The 17,326-nt window shown below is 67.6% G+C and carries 13 protein-coding genes and 6 pseudogenes; 9 read left to right on the top strand and 10 right to left on the bottom strand.

Annotated elements, in window-relative coordinates; translation table 11 throughout:
- The first annotated feature begins 7 nt into the window (after positions 1-7).
- A complete protein-coding gene (locus OG407_RS09655) occupies positions 8-2,074 on the top strand; it encodes a hypothetical protein (protein ID WP_405856902.1) in 2,067 nt (688 codons plus the stop codon).
- Positions 2,075-2,219: 145 nt separating this feature from the next.
- Here OG407_RS09655 and OG407_RS09650 read toward each other — a convergent pair.
- Positions 2,220-2,522 (bottom strand): annotated as a pseudogene (locus OG407_RS09650) (HD domain-containing protein); the annotation flags it as partial.
- A 475-nt stretch (positions 2,523-2,997) separates the two neighbouring features.
- On the opposite strand from OG407_RS09650, the gene OG407_RS09645 reads away from it, so the two are divergent.
- A complete protein-coding gene (locus OG407_RS09645) occupies positions 2,998-3,303 on the top strand; it encodes a hypothetical protein (RefSeq protein WP_405856900.1) in 306 nt (101 codons plus the stop codon).
- A 30-nt stretch (positions 3,304-3,333) separates the two neighbouring features.
- Here OG407_RS09645 and OG407_RS09640 read toward each other — a convergent pair whose 3' ends face one another.
- The 3 genes from OG407_RS09640 to OG407_RS09630 all read right to left on the bottom strand — a co-directional run bounded on the left by OG407_RS09640 (position 3,334) and on the right by OG407_RS09630 (position 7,466).
- A complete protein-coding gene (locus OG407_RS09640) occupies positions 3,334-6,027 on the bottom strand; it encodes a tetratricopeptide repeat protein (RefSeq protein ID WP_405856898.1) in 2,694 nt (897 codons plus the stop codon).
- A gap of 600 nt (positions 6,028-6,627) precedes the next feature.
- A complete protein-coding gene (locus OG407_RS09635) occupies positions 6,628-6,783 on the bottom strand; it encodes a hypothetical protein (protein WP_405856896.1) in 156 nt (51 codons plus the stop codon).
- The gene (locus tag OG407_RS09630; protein WP_405856894.1) at positions 6,780-7,466 is read right to left on the bottom strand and encodes a hypothetical protein; all 687 of its coding nucleotides are present in this window, start codon (positions 7,464-7,466) and stop codon (positions 6,780-6,782) included. Before OG407_RS09630 ends, OG407_RS09635 begins: the two co-directional genes overlap by 4 nt.
- Positions 7,467-7,933: 467 nt before the next feature.
- Between OG407_RS09630 and OG407_RS09625 the strand changes: the two genes are divergently transcribed.
- The 3 genes from OG407_RS09625 to OG407_RS09615 all read left to right on the top strand — a co-directional run bounded on the left by OG407_RS09625 (position 7,934) and on the right by OG407_RS09615 (position 9,495).
- Positions 7,934-8,260, top strand: coding sequence for an AbrB/MazE/SpoVT family DNA-binding domain-containing protein (locus tag OG407_RS09625; RefSeq protein ID WP_405856892.1), 327 nt, complete (start codon positions 7,934-7,936; stop codon positions 8,258-8,260).
- A gap of 25 nt (positions 8,261-8,285) precedes the next feature.
- Positions 8,286-8,711 (top strand): PIN domain-containing protein, encoded by a 426-nt coding sequence (locus tag OG407_RS09620; RefSeq protein ID WP_405856890.1) that lies wholly within the window; start codon positions 8,286-8,288, stop codon positions 8,709-8,711.
- A gap of 247 nt (positions 8,712-8,958) precedes the next feature.
- The gene (locus OG407_RS09615) at positions 8,959-9,495 is read left to right on the top strand and encodes a hypothetical protein (protein WP_405856888.1); all 537 of its coding nucleotides are present in this window, start codon (positions 8,959-8,961) and stop codon (positions 9,493-9,495) included.
- Here the strand turns inward: OG407_RS09615 and OG407_RS09610 are convergent.
- The 6 genes and pseudogenes from OG407_RS09610 to OG407_RS09585 all read right to left on the bottom strand — a co-directional run.
- Positions 9,492-9,620 (bottom strand): annotated as a pseudogene (locus tag OG407_RS09610) (IS5/IS1182 family transposase); the annotation flags it as partial. The gene OG407_RS09615 and the pseudogene OG407_RS09610 sit on opposite strands and share 4 nt — an antisense overlap.
- A 107-nt stretch (positions 9,621-9,727) precedes the next feature.
- A pseudogene (locus OG407_RS09605) lies at positions 9,728-10,879 on the bottom strand (group II intron reverse transcriptase/maturase); the annotation flags it as partial.
- A 529-nt stretch (positions 10,880-11,408) separates the two neighbouring features.
- Positions 11,409-12,623 (bottom strand): annotated as a pseudogene (locus OG407_RS09600) (recombinase family protein); the annotation flags it as partial.
- Between the two features lie 39 nt (positions 12,624-12,662).
- Entirely contained in the window at positions 12,663-13,010 is a 348-nt protein-coding gene (locus OG407_RS09595) for a hypothetical protein (protein ID WP_405856887.1), read from the bottom strand.
- 110 nt (positions 13,011-13,120) lie between these two features.
- Positions 13,121-13,768: pseudogene (locus OG407_RS09590) on the bottom strand (reverse transcriptase domain-containing protein); the annotation flags it as partial.
- 533 nt (positions 13,769-14,301) lie between these two features.
- Positions 14,302-14,993: pseudogene (locus tag OG407_RS09585) on the bottom strand (IS5 family transposase); the annotation flags it as partial.
- Positions 14,994-15,216: 223 nt separating this feature from the next.
- Here OG407_RS09585 and OG407_RS09580 point away from each other — a divergent pair.
- The 4 genes from OG407_RS09580 (at position 15,217) to OG407_RS09565 (ending at position 17,039) form a co-directional block, all read left to right on the top strand.
- The gene (locus OG407_RS09580) at positions 15,217-15,492 is read left to right on the top strand and encodes a hypothetical protein (RefSeq protein WP_405856885.1); all 276 of its coding nucleotides are present in this window, start codon (positions 15,217-15,219) and stop codon (positions 15,490-15,492) included.
- A gap of 176 nt (positions 15,493-15,668) precedes the next feature.
- Positions 15,669-15,797, top strand: coding sequence for a hypothetical protein (locus tag OG407_RS09575; RefSeq protein ID WP_405856883.1), 129 nt, complete (start codon positions 15,669-15,671; stop codon positions 15,795-15,797).
- Positions 15,798-15,803: 6 nt separating this feature from the next.
- The gene (locus tag OG407_RS09570; RefSeq protein ID WP_405856881.1) at positions 15,804-16,544 is read left to right on the top strand and encodes a DciA family protein; all 741 of its coding nucleotides are present in this window, start codon (positions 15,804-15,806) and stop codon (positions 16,542-16,544) included.
- A 39-nt stretch (positions 16,545-16,583) separates the two neighbouring features.
- Positions 16,584-17,039, top strand: coding sequence for a hypothetical protein (locus tag OG407_RS09565; protein WP_405856879.1), 456 nt, complete (start codon positions 16,584-16,586; stop codon positions 17,037-17,039).
- Positions 17,040-17,326: the final 287 nt, after the last annotated feature.

Here is a 17,326-nt window from a genome sequence, read left to right as displayed (position 1 = left end):
GACGGCGGTGCTCGGGGATGCGGCCTCGGAGGTGCCGCTGCTGCTGCCGCTGGAGGCGATCGAGGTGGACGCCTTCCGGCGGGAGCACGCGGGGGACACCTTCTGGTGCGGGCTGCTGCTGGGCGGCTGCGGTGGGCAGCTGACGACGAAGCTGTACACCGACAGGGTCTGTCACTTTGCGCACCACCCCGACCCGGACGGTCTGCCGCACGTGTGCGGGCGCCGCGCGCGCGATGTCTCCAGCGCGGATCACCTCTATCTCAAGGCGGCGGCGCGGGAATGGCTGGCCGGCCGCGGCGAGCACGCCCGTTTCACCTTTACACAGCCGGACGGCCTGCCTGTCGGGTCGCTGCTGGACATCGCCTTCGAACGAGGCGGCCGCGGACTGCGGGTGCATCTGGATCCGGGGGTCACACCGGTATGGAGCGACGAAAGGGTCGAGCCGGTGCTGGGGTTGTCGGTGCCCGTCGACGAGGACACCTTGATCCGGCGCTGGTATGTGCACCGGCTGCGGTTCGAGAGCCAGGGCACCAGCCGCCGGGTCCACATCGGCACGGAGGCCTTCGCCCGGCCCACGGAATGGTTCGGGCTGGACGACTGCGAGATGACCGACGACGGTCTGCGGACCCCGGCCGTGGAGAGGATCGTCCGCTCACGACGCACACCCCCGCCCCGCCAGATCGCTTTCACCCACACCCCGGTCGCCGACCCGGGTGTGGTGGTGGGGCAGGACGACCGGGTCCGGCGCCTGCGCGACGCGCTGCGCGCGGGCTCGGTGCCCGCTGTCACCGCTCTGTGCCAGCAGTTCGGCGCCGAACCAGACAAGGAAGAAGGGGAGTTGGCCGCTGCACTGTCCGACGCACGCGTCTTTCTTGACCGGCAGCGCACGCTCCGCGGGGACCTGGTTCAGCAGCTGCGGCAGGCCGTTGCCGAGCGCAGCTCGGTGAAGGTGCGCTCGCTGCTGGTCCGGGTCGAGACCGTGGTGGGCCATGACCGGTCGAAGGACGAGGACGAAGCCATCCGCACGGCCGGCACCTTCCTGGAGTACCAGAAACGCAACGCGGGCTGGGCCCGCCGGGACCAGGCGCCCCCTGTCCGCGGTCCGAAGTTCTCCCGCATCCACTCCCCGGCCCGTCTGCGCGTTGCGGCAACATCCTCCGCACCGCCGGATCCGGCCGCGGCCGCGCACCGTCGGATGCGGGACCTGCTCAGCGATCTGCGGCGCCTGGCCGGACGCCTGCCCGAGCGTGAGGTCAGGCGGATGATCCGGCAGTTGGAGAAGAGCGCAGCCGAGGCCGATGACCGCGTCACCGCACTGCAGCGCGAGGAGGTCGACTCCTGGGTCACGGGCTCCCACGAGCAGTACCGCGCAGCATCGGAACGGGACGCGCACCCCAGCCAGGCCCAGGCCGCCCAGCGGCGCGTTCAGGCGCGGCTTCGGGATCTGCGCCGTCTTCCGCATGCCGGCCAGCCACTCACCCGCGAAACCCGGTGGCTCATCAAAGCGTTGCGGCAAGATCTCGCGGACGTTGGGGATGAAGCGACGCCGGCACAGCGCCGGGCAGCCCATGCGTGGATCGCGCGGCTGGACGAGCAGTCGCCCCAGCGGCGCGCATCCGGCACACCTGGGCAGCAGGTTCCCGGCCGCAGACGCGAAGCCGGGGCCGACGGACAAAGAAGCGGCAGAACCCGGCACGAGGAACGGGAGCGGGAGCGGCTGACCGAGGAGAAGGTCACCGAGGTGGCGGCCGCGGTACGCGGCGCGCTGAAGAAGGCCGCTCGGGAACGTTCCACCACGTCCTGGTCGCGGCTGCGCCGCCAGCTCGGCTCAGCCCTGCCCCACCACCTTCACCCCGACGACCAGGTCGCCGTTCTCGTCCGGGTCGACGCCCACACGCCGGCTGACGAACCCCTCCTCACCGCACTCGTGGCGGCCACCGACATCCACTCGGCGGCCGTCTTTCAGCGGGTGGCGAACCAGCTCGGCAGGACGGTGCCCGATGACACGGAGGCGGCCATCTCGCAGTGGCAGACCGACGCCCTGCACCTCCAACAGCTCTATCGCTACAAGTAGTCGGGGCCGCTCGCTCCGGTGGGCTGGAGGGGGAGTGGGGCCGCTGGCACGGTGAGATGAAGCGATCCGGGCGGGGTGCGGCGTTGCGCGGTGGAGGGGTATCGGGCGCGGACCGGCGGCAGATACAAACAGCGGTACTGGGCAGCCCGAACTGCCGTGGCGTCCGTATTTCCAGACCCTGCGCACGCATCACATCGGCGAGCTGGTCGACCTGACACGCGAACGCCGGCGTCGCCTTGCCCACGTCGTGTACACCCGCCAGCCACACCGCCAGCCGCTGGCCATCCCGCTCACCACCCGGTAACGCCCCGGATATCAGAGCCCGTACGTTCGCGGGCAGCCACCGGTCCCACAACAGCCCCGCCACCGCGGCGCTGTCCTCCATGTGCCGCCACAACGGCAACCAGCCCTCACTGTCCCTGTCATGCTTCGCCCATACCGACCGCACCGGCCCCCTGAGCCGATCCCCCAGCCCAGAGCCGTACCCGAGGGCTGATCAAACGGCGGCGGTCGAGCAACCGCTCCCGTCGCTATGATCCGCGTCGTACCGAAAGTCAGGTGGCGACCCCCGCTTTCGTCCCCCACAGGAACCGGCCGAGCAGCGCCTGGCGCAGTCATCTTGCTGAATGTGAAAGGCAGCCATGCCCCGCCGGTTCCTTCCTGCCATAGCCGCCTGCGCGGCTGCACTCCTCGCCGTCGGCTGTAGTGGCCGAGACCCGCAGCCCGTTGCGGCAGCCCCCACGGTCACGGTCACTCAGACCATTGCGCCCACACCCGCACCGACACCGACGCCTGTAGCCAACCGTACTTCGGCCACCCCCACACCGGCCGTCTCCTCGGCGCCCGCGCCAGCCCCGACCCGCACTCCGCAGGGATCGGTCGCCCTGACCGAATGGCACGACGGCGACGCGACGAACAAGTGCGTGAACGTCATGACCGTCTACGAGAACCGCTCCGACACCGCAGTAATCTCCATCACCCAGAAGTTCCAGACCTTGTACACGCCCAAGCACGCCGACGGCGAGTACCCCGACGAAGTGAACGGTCCGGTCAAGATGCTCGCTCAGGACGCGGGCATCGCCCCATACGGGACCCGGACCCTGTACTGGCAGGTGTGCGCGCCCGAGCTGGCCTCCAAGCAAAACCCAGTTCCGCCGGACGGCACCGACTCGTTCATGTCCGAGATCGGCGCTCAGCCTCGCGTCACCTCCTGGGACTGGGCGCAGTGATTCCTAATGCGATCTGTCAAGCCGCAGGAATCACTGATGGCGGCGGAAGCGATGGGCGCGGGGCACGGGGCGGTTGAGTGTCCTGCAGAGCTCGGTGTCGGCAAGGTCGGGGAAGGGCATGCCGGCGGCGTGGTGATGGGTTCGGGACTGCCGGAGGGTGTGGAGGACGTCGTGATGCCGGCCGGCGGCGCCGTAGAGGCGGGCAAGGCGGAAGTTGGCCTGCGCGGCGCCGACGTGGTCGCGGGGGCCGGCGAGGGCTTGTTCTGCCAGTGTGATGGCCTCGCTGAGGTGGTTTGCCTGGGCGTGCAGCATGGCTTGCACGGTCAGTGCTCTGCTGTGGCCTCGATGGTCGCCGCAGGCGTCGGTCTCCTGAAGCGCGCGGCTGATCAGTTCGGCGGCGGTGGGGTCGCCCTCGTAGAGCGCCATGTCGGCCAGCCCTAGGGTGGCCCAGGCGTGCCCGCGGTGGTCCCGGACAGCGTGCAGGGTCTGGGCAGCGTGCTCGTAGTGGGTGCGGGCCGCCGCCCACCGCGGATCCTGTGCGGGACGGCTTGTGACGTCGCACCCGGGCCAGGGACCTGTGTACCAGCGGCGAGGGAGCGGGCAGCCGCCCACCGTGCTCTCCTTCTCGGTGTCGGCGCGGGTGCGCAGGATCCAGCCGACACCGCGGGTTTCCTCGTTGGCGGCGAACAGGTCCTGTGCTTCGTCGAGTTGAGCGAGGGCTTCGGTGTAGTGAGCATGGTGCCGGCTGATTACCGCCCTTTCCCGCAGGGTCCAGGCGAGTCCGCGTTCCAGCGGCAGGGCTCTGAAGAGGCTCTCGGCCGCGGTGAGCGTTCGCTCCGCTTCCTGCAGCTCGCCCTGCTGGCGTTGCAGGATTCCCAGGTTGCCCAGGGCGTCGCTTTCGCCGTGTGCGTCGCCCGAGCTGTGGAAGAGCGCGATCGCTTCGCTGAAGCACTCTGCGGCCCTGCCCACGTCACTGCCGTCGCGCAGGGCTTCGCCGAGGTTGCGCAGCAGCGCGGCGCGGGCCCCGCCATCCCCCAGGCGGTCGGCTGCGTCCAGAGCAAGCTCATGGACCTGGCTGCTGATGTTCCAGCGCCACTGATGCTCAAGAGCGATACTCATCGCGTCGGTGATCTCCCAGCACAGCTCCCACCAACCGCGAGCGTGAGCATGGGCGACAGCTGCCACCAGCACCACACGCTCGGCTTCGAACCACTCGACGGCCTGCCACACATCACCCGCCACAGCGTCGTACGGCGGCGGACGGCGGACCGCTCCGCCACGGCCGCTGTGCCGGACACCGGCCGGCCGTAACTGCGCGTCGGCTGCGTCGGCGGCACTGAGGAGGGCACCCAGCAGACGCCTCACGGCGCTGTCGGACTTGTCCGCCGGCTGCTCGGCCGCTCGCTCCTTGGAGAACCCGCGCGCGAGATCGTGCAGCACGATGCGCTGGCTGTCTGCCCCGCCGCGGCGGGCCTGCACGAGATGCGCCAGCAGCAGTCCCTCCAGGCACGCGTCTGCCGCATCGGCGTCCACGTCCAGCAAAGGCGACAGCGCCCAGGCCGGCAGGTCGGGAGTGTCCAGGGCCGACAACAGTCTGAACGCACGCTGCTGCAACGACGGGAGCGCCTGATATCCGGCGCGGAAGACCGCGCGCACGCTGCGCTCGCCCAGGCTCAGCACATCCAGCCGCCGATAGTCGTCAGCGAGATCGCGGGCGAAGGAGCCCACCGTACGGGCGGGAAACGTGGCCAGCCGCGCTCCCGCGATACGCAGGGCCAGCGGCAGCCCGCCGCACAGACGGACCACGTCACGACCTGCTTCGGGGTCCTCGTCCACCCGGTCCCCGCCGCCGATCCGTCTCAACAGATCCCAGGCGCTGCCCTCATCCAGCCCCGGCAGTGCGACGCGCTCATCCACGGCCAGCGTGGCAAGGCCCTGGCGGCTGGTGATCAGGACACTGCACGAAGACCCACCCGGCATCAGCGCACTCACCTGCTGTTCACTGGCCGCGTTGTCCAGGACGATCAGGACACGGCGGTCGGCCGACTCCGTACGGAACTGCCGTGTCCGTCCGGCCTCTTCATCGGGGATTCGTCCGCGGGGTACTCCCAGAGCCACCAGGAAGTCAGCCAGGACCTCGCCCACGGCGGCAGGATGTTCCTCCGCCCCGTTCAGGTCGACGAAGAGCTGGCCGTCGGGGAAAGACGGCATCAGCCGACGAGCAGCCTGCACCACGACAGCCGTCTTGCCGATCCCGCCCGGACCGTGCACCAGGCACACCTTGCCCCCGCCCGCACGCTCAGCAGCCTCCACCAGCCGCGCCAACTCCCGGCCGCGACCGGTGAAATCCGCCACTGCCAGCGGCAGCTGACGCGGGATGCCGGACGATTCCGGAAGAAGGGAATCGACATGGGCGAGGACCGGCGCGTGCGGCGACAGCAGCACCCGCAGCTCCTCAACGCCTGCTGGATCCCCGCCCAGAGCCAGTACCAGCCGCCGTCGCAGCAGAGCCTGTGCAGCCGGAGAACGACCCGCCTCATCGATCAGAGCCGCTCCCTCCTCACCTGGCAGCCGTCCGGCGACCCACCGGTACAGCCGCCCAAGCCGGTCGGCCACCGACTGCTCCACACCCTCCATCGCGCGATTCGCCAGACCGGCACCCAGCCTCTTCGCAGACACGATCGCCAAGGCGACCACTGCCGCCACGAGCTCCTCGACCGTCATCGACCGCCCCCCGGTCCTCTGCCGCAGCAGCCGCGCCGTCCCCCAACGCGCTAGCGCCGCCCCGACGTCAGTCATGCCCAGAACGCCGCCAAACGGCACCTGGCCGCTCTTCCAATGGCCATCAATGACGCTCCTCGCGGCTCCCTGCCGGAAGTTCACGGCACAGCGGTCGTTAACTGAGACACTGTCAAGATCACAGGCCGGGCGCATGGTCAACCGCGAGCTCTCCGCAACGCGAGCTCCGGTAGAGCGGGGCAGGCGCAGCCCGTCCGAGGTCCCGGCGCATCGTCCGAAGAGCATGTGCAGCACGAATCGAGTGTCGTCAACTCCCGCAGACGCCCTCACCCTGGAGCAGCCCCGCTGAAAGGTCTCACTCACTCCCACACTGCGCGGTGGCTGCTGGAGGTCACCGCAGCCGCGGCTCCCGCCGGTCCGGCCGACCCTGGTGTGGTGAGGTGGTTGTGACCTGGGATTGTGTGGGTTGTATTGAGAGCGGTTGGGGTTGTTGTGGGAAGCTTCTGCGTTTAGCTAGCACCTCCCGCCAGGCCCGCCAGGCCGCCACCGGGCTGGTGTCGCCGGCCTGCGCGACAATCCGCTCCGTCAGCTTCCGTACGTGACGAGCAGGATGAAGCCGACGCCGAAGACGGCGAACACCAGCAGGCAGCCGAGCAGCTGCCGGGCCTGCGCGTTCGCGTGCCGGGCCTCGTTTCGGGCCAGGCCACGGGCCACCGCCCGAGCCATCTCCTCTTCGTTCACGTATCCGTCCCGTCCGTCTCGCGCTCGTTGAGGCCGTTGACCGTCTTGGTCAGCGCATCCGTCGTACGGGCCAGTTTCTCGAACTGCCCGCGCCGCACGAACTTTTTTTCGATGATCCGGATGCCGATCTTCGTGGTTCTGCTGGGCAAGCCGTCGATGACCTGCACGTCACACAGCAGCACAGCGGCGGCACGCCGTTTGATGATGCTCTCCGTGGAATGAGGACGGCCTGCCAGGTCGTCGTAGGTGATCCGGAGAGTTGCCTCATCTTCGAACAAGGCGTTCTCGAACCGAAGCCATTTGATGTTCCCGTCTTCCAGCGCTCCGCTGGACCAGTCAGCCGGGCCGAAGGCCCGCCGCCCCTCATATTCCAGCTTCGCCTGCACTCGAAGTGCAGGCCCGCGGCCGCTGTTCCGGATCCGGACACGGAGGGTGTTGCCGCTGTACCGGATTCCGAGGGGGTACGTGATCATTCTCCCGCTCCGCTCTTCCCACTCGCCGACGGGCAGCAGCAGCGGCCGCCACTGGGCCTGAAGGTCCGCCGCGGTCTCCTGGGCGAGTTGCCGGGTGCTCCAGGCGAGCCCTCCAGTCACGAAGGTGAGCAGGATGGTGCCGATGGCAACGGCTGCTTCCCAGCGGAGACTCCACGCGTCGTGGGCTGCGGTGTCGATAAGTACGATCATCCGACACTCCCCTCTCAAGCCGTCACAGAACGTGCTTGGACACTACCCTTCGTGTTTGCCGACTTGTGCGCGGTATGGGCAAACAGGCCACTTGCCCACTTTCTAGAAGTTGTGGGCGATAGTCAGATTCGTGTCACAAACGCAGGCCTGGTGTACCGTGGGGCGCACAGGCCTCCCAGTGGGGGCCTTGTCCCCCGGGCTCACCATCCGGGGGCCGTATGGGGTATTACCCTGCCCGGACCCACCAAAAGAGCAGAGCAAAGAAGGGAACAGTCCCCCGCGTGTCCACGTCCCGGTCCGAAATCAGTGGCCCGTTTCCGGGACGTCGGGGGAACTCCCATCACGCGGCAGGCTCCTGGCCGTTCTGGCCGTACGCCCTTAGCTGCCCGGCGTGGCTCCCGGATCGCGACTCTTGGAGTCGTCTTGTGAGCCCGCCCTCTCTCGTCGAGCGAAGGAACTCACCTCACATGCTTCAGCCCACTCGCTCCAAGGTCGGCCCCCGCGGTCGGGTGACGGTTCCCGTCGCCCTGCAGCGGGCCGTCGGCCTCGCAGAGGGGGACGAAGTGATCATCAGGGCCGTAGGCCCCGGCGTCGTCATCGTGGAGACGCCGCAGGCGATCAAGGACCGCATCCGTGCCGGTATCCCTGGCACCGTGGACCCCGGATCGCTCGACGCCGCCGCAGAGGTTCGCGCACTGCGCGACACCGAAGACGGCCGACCCGATCACCTCAACACCCCCCCGCACCTCACAGACCGAGATCAACCCGTTTCCGGGGTTGATCCACCTCCCTGAGATCAGCCGTTGAGGAGTACCACAAGTGAAGTCCGAACCCCCCGTCGTTCTCGACACCAGCGCCGTCCTGGCCTGGGTCTTCAAGGAGAAGGGAGCCGACGCCGTCGACGAGCTGCTGTCCTCGGCCGCCACGACGGCCGCCAACCTCGCCGAGGTCACCTACGTCTGCCTGCGCCGCGGGTACACCCGCCCGCCGCAGGAACTGCACCAGGACCTCGCGGCCCTGGGCCTCGCGGTCGAGCCCACCACTGCCGATGAGGCGGTACGGGCTGGGCAGCTCATCCACGGGTCCCACCGGGACCGGCAGCAGTACGACGGCCGGACGTTGGCCCTGGGCGATGCCCTGTGCATCGCCCTCGCCGAGCGGCTGGACCGCCCGCTGGTCACCGGTGACACCCTCTGGAAGGACATGGAGGACCGGTTCACGGTCCCGGTACACCTCATCCGGTAACCGATCAACCGTGAAGCCCGGGCGCCGCACGGTGTCCGGGCTTCACGGCGTCCATGAGACCGCGATGACCGGCGTGCCGCGGTCGGTTGGTCACGGGCAGATAACACCTGTGCGGCTAGGGGTACTTATGGGGCTACCTTTTTAAGACGTCGTTTCTTTTGGCAGGAGCCATTGCCAGGGAGCGGGGCCGGGGCGGCAGTACGGTGGGACCTCCCTGATCCACTGCGCCTGCGAGGTTGGCCCGATCATGCACGGAGATTTGGACAGCACGTCAGCGCTTGCGCTGGCGTGCTCGACCGGACTACGGATCGGAGGGGCCCTGTACATCCTCGCCGAGCGGGCCGGACTCGCCGAGTCGTACTACCTCGCCGATGCGGGTCTACGAGCCGGTCTGCGGGCCACAGCCGGTCGGACGCTCAATCAGGACGTCCTGCAGCATGCCCAGTCCGGTCTGCGTGCTGCCCAGAGCAGCTACTCGATAGATCGTGCCGCCGCATTCACCCAGGCCGGCTTCGCGCTGATCGGGCGAATCCTCCAGGCGCTGGAGCAATCCGATGAGCATTTCGGATTGCAGGAGATCCACTCTCTGGCCGGAGACACGGCGGCCCTGTGGCCGGGTTCGATCGACCTTGAAATTGACCCTACCGGCAGTCTTCTGGCATATGAGCGAGCCTGCCAGATCGACGCTCAGCGAGGGATGGAGACTGGCGGTCTTGCCGCGCTTCGTCAGGTTCTGGGCGCGCAGGAGTTGGGCTATCGCCGCCTGGCCAGAGCCCTCGCCTAGCCAGCCGACGAACGTGCCAGCCTGCGGTGGCTGATCAATGCCGCGGCTATGCCTACGAAGGCCAGGAAGTGCTCGGCTTTGCGTTCGTAGCGACGGTGCAGGCGGCGGCAGCCGGCGAGCCAGGACGTTGGGTCGGCCGCGCGGCGAGGTGCCTGCTGTGACAGGTCCTGCTCCGCGCGGCCTCCCGCCGAACCGGACGTGACGGTTTCCCTGTCATCCGGCTCTCCAATGACTACTGCGTGAGTGGTCTGGCCGGCCTTTCCGAATGGATTCGGTCGTGGCAGGTGTCGCAGGCCACGACTGTTTTGCGGCGCCGGTGGAGCATGACGCGCGCCCAGTCGGAAGGCTGCCATCCGGCATGTGCGAGGTCGGCGAGAGCGCGGACGTGGTGCACTTGCACGTTGCCCTTGCTTCCGCAGATCTCGCAAGTATCCGCCAGGAGTCTCGCGATGAGTTCCTTCTGCGGATAGTCCACCCGGACTGGCTCACGATCAGCGAGTTCCGCCGCTCGTTGCCGTTGGAGGGGAATCCCGCCGAACCGTGCCACCAGTGGCTTCCTGCTCTTCCGCTCGATTCGGGCCTCGAAGCAGACTCGGGGCCCATTGGGGGTATCGATTCTGACCTTGTGCTTAGCGGCCACCTTCGAAACTGACGAACGGTGCTTGGCGGCAAGGGTCTTGAGCATGGATGTCTCCATGACCCATTGCAGCCGGTGCAGTCGGAAGACATCTCCGGCGAGCAGGTAGTACTGAACAACGCCCCGGTAAACGGTCCCGAACGTCGCCACGATCGCATGATCGCTGCTGTTGATCAGGGCTGTTCTCTTCGCGGGGTTTCCGCGGGCGAGATAGGGGGCGCACTTGGCTTTTATCACATCCCGCGGGACACGGAGAGCGATCTGGCCGTTGACTCGACGGTAACGGCCTGTCTTCTTCGTGTCGTTGTGCTGAGTCGTGATCTCGTAACCGAGGAACCTCGCTGCCCCGGTGCGGGCATGAGTGATCAGCGTCTTTTCCTGGGACAATTCCAGCTTGAGTTTGTCACGTAGGAACTGGGCCAGGCGTTGTTTGATCTGATCGGCCTCAGCTTTTGGTCCGGTGAAACCAAGGAGATGATCGTCCGCATAGCGTATGTAGCGCAGCCTGCGGTATGCCGGATCGTTTGGATCCGCGCTTGGCAGACTGACCATCCGCTGACGCAACGCACGGGCCTGAACCCGGTCGCCGTGTCGACGGGATTTCGCCAGCAGATTCTGCAACTCCAGATAGGCCGGGTTTCGCGCCCGGCGCTTCCCTCGGGTGTACTCCGGAATCAGAACTGTCTCGACGAATTCGTCCAGCTTGTGCAGGTAGATGTTGGACAGGATCGGGGAGACCACGCCCCCAACGCAATGGGTAACTCAGACGTGAGTCACCCTCCGTAGTGTCTTGATCTTGATGTTGGCCGTCGTCGGTGGCGTGTTCGCGGACGGGGATGCGGTGCCGGATGGTGATCTTCTCGGGGCCGATGAGCACGTCCTTGACGAGAAGTCGCAGGACGCGCTGACGTTCGGGAACCTCGGCGCTTTCGGCGTTGTCGCGGAGCTGGGCGAGGAAGCCCTCGAGGTCGTCGGCGAGCTTGAGGTAGGCGTCCCGGTCGGCGATCGATGCGTCCAGAGCGGCGAGCTGGCCGCGCAGGTTGCTCTCACGGGCGCGCAGATCGGGCATCCGGGAGCGGAGCTCGTCGAGGGTGACCAGCTGTTCCTGGAACGCTTCGATCATGCGGGTGATCGCTGTGGTGGCCTTGGCCAGAGCCAGTTCGAGCCGGCCGCGCTGCCGCGTGGCGGGATCGGAGGTGCGGGCCCTCTCCAGCCGTTTGTCGATCTCGGTCCGGATCAGGTGCGGGTCGGCGATCATGCCGATGATGTGGTCCCAGACGACGGTGTCGAGGTAGTCGGCGCGGACGGGCTTGTTGGTGCAGACCCGGCCACCCTCGTAGCGGTAGTCGTCCGAGCCCAGGCACCGGTAGTAGTAGATCTTCTTGCCGGACGATGTGGTGGTCGAGGTCCGGTAGTAGCCATATCCGCAGCTCACACAGGCCGACAGGCCCTGAAGGAGGGAAGGGATCTTGCTGTTGCGCGAGGCGAAGCGTTTGTTGTCGGCGAGCCGCTGGGCGGCGCGTTCGAAGGTCGCCGGGGTGATGAGCGCGGGAACGGGAATGGTGATCCACTCCTCGTGGGGTCGGTCGGCGGCCTTGACTGCGCGGGGGGTGCTGCGGCCCTCCAGACGGGCCCGGCGGTTGAGGCCCGGGGACTCGTGGAGGGTCTGGGTCTTGCCGAAGGCGGCCTGGCCTGCGTAGGCGGGGTTGCGGAGCATGCCCCAGACCACGCTTCGGTCCCAGCGGGTCTTGCCGGTGCGGGTGGGGATGTTGCTGCTGGTGAGCCAGCGGGTCAGGTCCGCGATGGAGGCTCCGTCGTCGGTGTAGCGGCGGAACAGCTCCACCACCAGCGCCGCCTCGGACTCGACGATTTCGTAAGTGGCCCCGCATTCAGGGGTCTTGCGCAGGTAGCGGTAACCGAACGGGGCACCGCCCAGCACGTTGATGGACCCCGAGCGTGCCCGGTAGGTCTTCCCCCGCCGGTAGCGCTCCATCAGCTGGGCCTTCTCGTACTCGGCGAACATGCCCTGGAACTGGACCATCAGCTGGTCCTCGGGGCTGTCGCCGCGCGGGCCCCGTACGAACTCCACCCGGGTGCCCGCCCGGGCGAACTCCTCGATCAGCAGGGCCTGATAGGCGAACTTGCGGGCGAGGCGGTCCGGCGCGTAACACAGCACCACATCCACGCCGACCTGGGCGACCAGGTCCCGCAGCCGCTCCAACGCGGGCCGCACCAACGTCGCCCCGGAATGGCCCTCGTCCTCGAACACCCACTCCTCGGGCAGCTCAAGACGCTGTTCGCCGGCGTGCGCGCGCAGGGCCGCCGTCTGCGAGCCGATCGTCTGGTCCTTCTTCTGCCGGGCCGAGGACACCCGGGCGTAAATCGCCGCACTGGTCACCGGCTGCTCCTGCCTGATCGGGGCCGGCCCGCACCCGGGCCCGCCGCTGCGGCACCAACACCGCGTAGGCCGCGGACAAGTCCGCCGCCGCATGACGGTCGAAGACCGCCTCCGTCTCCACCAGCCGGCCGCTCACCTACGAGGCCGGCCCTCCGGGGCACCCCGCTCAAGGAACTCTGCCAGGGCCTGGGCCACCACCGCGGAGATCGCCCGGTCGCTCTCGTGAGCACAAGCACGGATCTGCCCGGCCAGCGAGCCGGGCAGCTTGACGGTGAACACCACGCTCGACTCGGGGACTTCGACCCGTCCAGCAGCCATGGCCTGCTCCAGATACCGGCGTGCCTGACGCACCGACACCCCGTACCTGCTCGCCAACGTGCGGGCGGCTGCGGCCGCGGGCAACCCCGCCCCGGCCAGATCCGCGGCGGCGTTGACCCGCCGGGCGTACTCGACGCTATCGACACGATCACCACGCACCATGTCACAAACCTACTACCCATTGTGACGCTCCTTACCTTCCGCGCGAGGAAGGAGTTCCAAGCGCCGGTAGCCGAGCGTCACCTCGAAGCAGAAGTTGCCCATTGCGTTGGGGGCGTGGCCACTCCGCCTTGCGGCGCTCCGGAGAGCGTGGCACCCCACTTCCAGTCCTCCAGGTATCCGGCTGTGAGCATGTTGCGCACCAGCCGTAGAAACCGCTGGTCATGGATCTTCTCGCCGAGAATCGAGAGCAGGACCTGATGGTCCAGGCTGCCGAAGCAATCGGAGATGTCCCCTTCGATGAACCAGGATGCCCCAGTCCAGGTGTGGTCAACCTCCCGCAATGCGGTGTGGCAGCCCCGACGGGGACGGAAGCCATGCGAGTGGTCGGAGAACGTCGGTTCGTAATACGCCTCTAACAGTAGGCGGATCACTTCGCCGACGAGCTTGTCCGACCAGGTCGGCAGCCCCAGCGGACGCATCTTCCCGTTCTTCTTCGGGATATGGATGCGCCGGACCGGTTTGAAGCGGTAACGCTCGTGACGTATCGCCTCGATGATCCGGTCGATCTTCCGCTGTGACATGCCGTCCACAGTTTCCAACGTGACCCCGGGCGTCATCGCACCATGGTTGGCGTAGATGCGACCGTAGGCCAGCAGATACAACTGCGGGTTGAATACTTGCCGGTACAGTTCCTCGCACGGCAGGCCACGCCTGCCGCGTTCACGCAGGACACCCAGCACCGTTTTGGCGCTCTGCATTACGCATACCTCCCGGGTTCGAGTGTCCGAATCACCTGGCCCCCTTCGCCCGATGTGGACGGCTTTCCCGTCCTCCCTGGCCGGTCGTGACTCCGGCGACTACTACGGGGCCTCCGTCGCCATAGGACTCGCGTCCCGTAGGCGATCCCACGTTCGTCTCTGTCTGTACGTTCTAGCGCGACTTAGGCGTCCCACTCATCTCCTTGAATGTCCTCGCTGGACATCGCTCCGCACCCCGGAGGTGCACCGGGCAACAATGAAACCCCGTGCAGAGTGCGGCGCCGGTTTCAGTAGTCTTTCCGGCGGATGGGAACTTGCATCTTCTGGAGATTGGGCTTCAAACAATCCAGTCTTCGCCATATCGCGCGGGCCGCCCAGCACACCGTCCCTGGCAACTGGGCCCGGTCACTGGTTTCCTGACATGCTCTTGTCCCCTTCACCTTTCGGATCCAGGTAAGTCATTCGGCCCAGAAACCTCCTCCCGAGTTCCTCCCGGCTGAGCCGGGGATATAAACAGAGCGCCTCGTGGCGCACACCGTTCTCTCCACGACCCAGCGGTGGCGGCCCAGCCGGGTGGAGGACTCGATGCCCTTGCGGGCGATGCGGTGCCGGATGCCTTGCTTGCGGAGCCATAGGCGCAGGTGGTTGTAGTCGTAGCCCTTATCGGCGTGGAGCTTGGCCGGGCGCCGGCGGCGCGGTCCGCGACGAGAGCGGATGGGCGGGATCCCTCGCACGAGCGGTTCCAGGCCGAGGCTGTCGTGCATGTTGGCGCCGGAGATGCCCAGCGAGAAGGGAAGTCCATTACGGTCGGTGATCAGGTGGATTTTCGATCCGCTCTTGCCGCGGTCGGTCGGATTCGGTCCGGTCAGCAGCCCCCTTTTGCGGCCCGAACGCTGACGGAGTCGATCGCGCACCGCGACCAGTCCAGCTCACCCCGGGCGCCGAGTTCGTCGAGGATGACTCGGTGGAGCCTGGCCCACACCCGGTCCCGGCTCCACTGGGCGAAGCGCCGGTAGACCGTCGGCCAGGCCGGACCGAACACCGGCGGCAACTGCCGCCAGGTGCACCCCGAGGTGGCCACGAAGATGATTGCCGCTAGGCATTCACGGTCTCCGGCCCGCCGTCGGCCGCCGCCCTGCGGGCGCATGACCTCCGTCGGCCGGACTACCCGCCGAAACAGCGTCCACAACTCGTCCGGCACCAACCGCTCCACCAGATCCGTCATGCACGGCTCAACGAGCGATCACGCCATTAGAAACGGTGTCTAAGTCGCCCCGCGAGCTGGGCCTGCTCTTTCAGGAGAGTTGGGCCCCTTTTTGCTGTCCGAGGGTCCAGCTCCCCGCCGAAGGGGCAGAGGGACCCTCCGCACCCGCGGGCGGGTCGTAGTGGGGGCCCGCCCGCAGGATGTCCAGTCACGACAGGCGGGCCCGCGAGCCAGAAGGCCCAGAATGACCGTACCCATTGACGTGCCGGCCGCGATGATCGTCCTCGTGTCATGCGCCGTGGCATATGCCGTGCACCGTCACACTCGCCAGACGTCCATCACCGTTCCAAAGACCGGCGACCTCGGCGTTGCCATCGGTGCAGGCCTTGCGGCCCTCACCGCGCTCAGCTTCCTTTTCGGCATTTCCGCCGATCGGGACAAAGGACACCCGAGTCAGCTCCCCGCCGCCAGCGTGACGGGGCCCGCGACCTCGGGAACGGGGGAAACCCCCAGCCCCTGAGCCTGAAAGCACGGACTGGTATCCGGGCATCGGGTTGCGGAGAGGCAGTCCGTCGGGCGCTGCGGGTGGAGGACCGCCGTCGTTGAGCATGAGGGAGAACCCCCTCGAACGATGTGTCTCTCCGGCCGAGGCCGCACGGCTGACGGCCCGTACGTCAGAGCTGAAGGGGCACGACGATGGACATGGAACGCCCAGGCTGGTTCGAGCAGGCGGGGGAGTGGTGGCGCGCTGCCGCGGGAGACGACGTAGCCCGCCATGCCCAGCCGGTCGGTGTTTCCTCCGGCGGCACGCTCTACGTGCTGTGATCCAACGTGCCCTGGTCCACCAACCTGCGCTTTCTGGCGCCGCGCATTGTCGGCCTCCTGAACGCGCGACGTCCTCCAGGCGTGCCGCCGGCATCGGCGATCGCCGTATTGGAACCTCCGCAGCTTCCCGACGAACTGGTCGAACAGTGGGCCGACCTGGCCGGCGCGGATCTTGCCGACCAGATCCGCCCGCACAGCCTGACGGACTGGGGCCAGGAACTCGTCACCGAGGCGGAATCCGCTCAGGCACGCGACCTGCTGGCCCATCGTGCACCCGCTGTCCTCGCCCGTCTGAGAGCTGTTCTGCCCGAGACGTCCATCGTCCGTCTGGGGCAAAGCCGCCTTCGCGCGGTGTGGGTACTGGTTGCTTCCGCGCCCGGGTTCTCCGATCAACAGGTCCTGGAGAACGCGCTCATGGAGGTGTGGCACGACGTGACGCAGGCGTTCGGCCCGGAACACGAGCTGCGCTTCGTTCATGCCAGCGAGACAGCGGCCGACCGGATGGTGGAGGCATGGGTAACGGCCGTCGCCGACGTCGATCCGACGCGGCCGCCCCGGATCGACGCCTTCGTGTCTCGCGCCGCGGTGGCCGCGGACGATAGGGAAGGCGCTCGCCGACGCAACGAGGGGCTGGTGGGCGAGCAGTTCGATCTGTGCGTCGTTTTCGCGGTTCAGGAAGACGAGACGCTGTCGCTCGCCGCTCTCGCCCGCGAACACGGCGTGCCCGTGTGGCAACACGTACAGTGACGCGCCGGCCAGCGTCACAGTCCCAGGGGGAAGAGCCTGATGCACCACCACACTGACGACCGGAACACCCAGCCGATGAGGTACGCCCTTGTCACTCCGGACGGCGAACTCGGCTTCGATGCCAAGCCGCACCACGGCATTCGGACCCAGATCGGCGCCAGCATCACAGGCGAGACCGGCAACGAGTTCCTGCGCGGTCTGCATCCCGTCGCCATGTACTTCTACGTGCCCTTCGGCGAGGACGGCCGGCGGATGAACAAGGTCGCCAACGGCATGTTCTGGGAGCTGAGCGGTCCTGTCCCGCCCGATCCTGACGACGAGTACGAAGAAGAGCAGGACGACGACTATGACCCGGACGACCGGGTCATCAAGCTCCGCGGGCCCGTCGCGTTCGTCGACCGGCACAGCTGGGGTCTGAGCGGGGAGTACGAGGACAAGCTGCGAGCAGTCCACGAGACGGTCGTACGGCGGCTGCGCGGCCGCGGCTGGCTGTAGCACCAGCGCAGCCGACCATGGCTGCGGGGCGGTCAGGGTGCGCAGGCGCGTTCGAGTGTTCCCCTGTTCGGGTCAGGCCTGGTCAGGGCGCTACTGAGGGTGACTAGCGGTGCTTGTTGAAGATTGCATAGTGCGGTCCGGCGGGGACGCTCAGTGATTTTTTTGCGGGCCTGTGAGTGATCGGCCTCAGGAATCACTTAGGTGGGTCTCAGGCCCCAACGGGCCTTCGGTGTGCACGAGTTGGCGCCGGTCCCAGCCGACCTTCGAGGAAGAGGAAATGCCTGCCA

The organism is Streptomyces sp. NBC_01515 (genome assembly GCF_045040345.1).
Lineage (GTDB): Bacteria > Actinomycetota > Actinomycetes > Streptomycetales > Streptomycetaceae > Streptomyces.
Note: the sequence above shows the minus strand (reverse complement) of the source record. Positions and strands in the feature narration are given on the sequence as shown.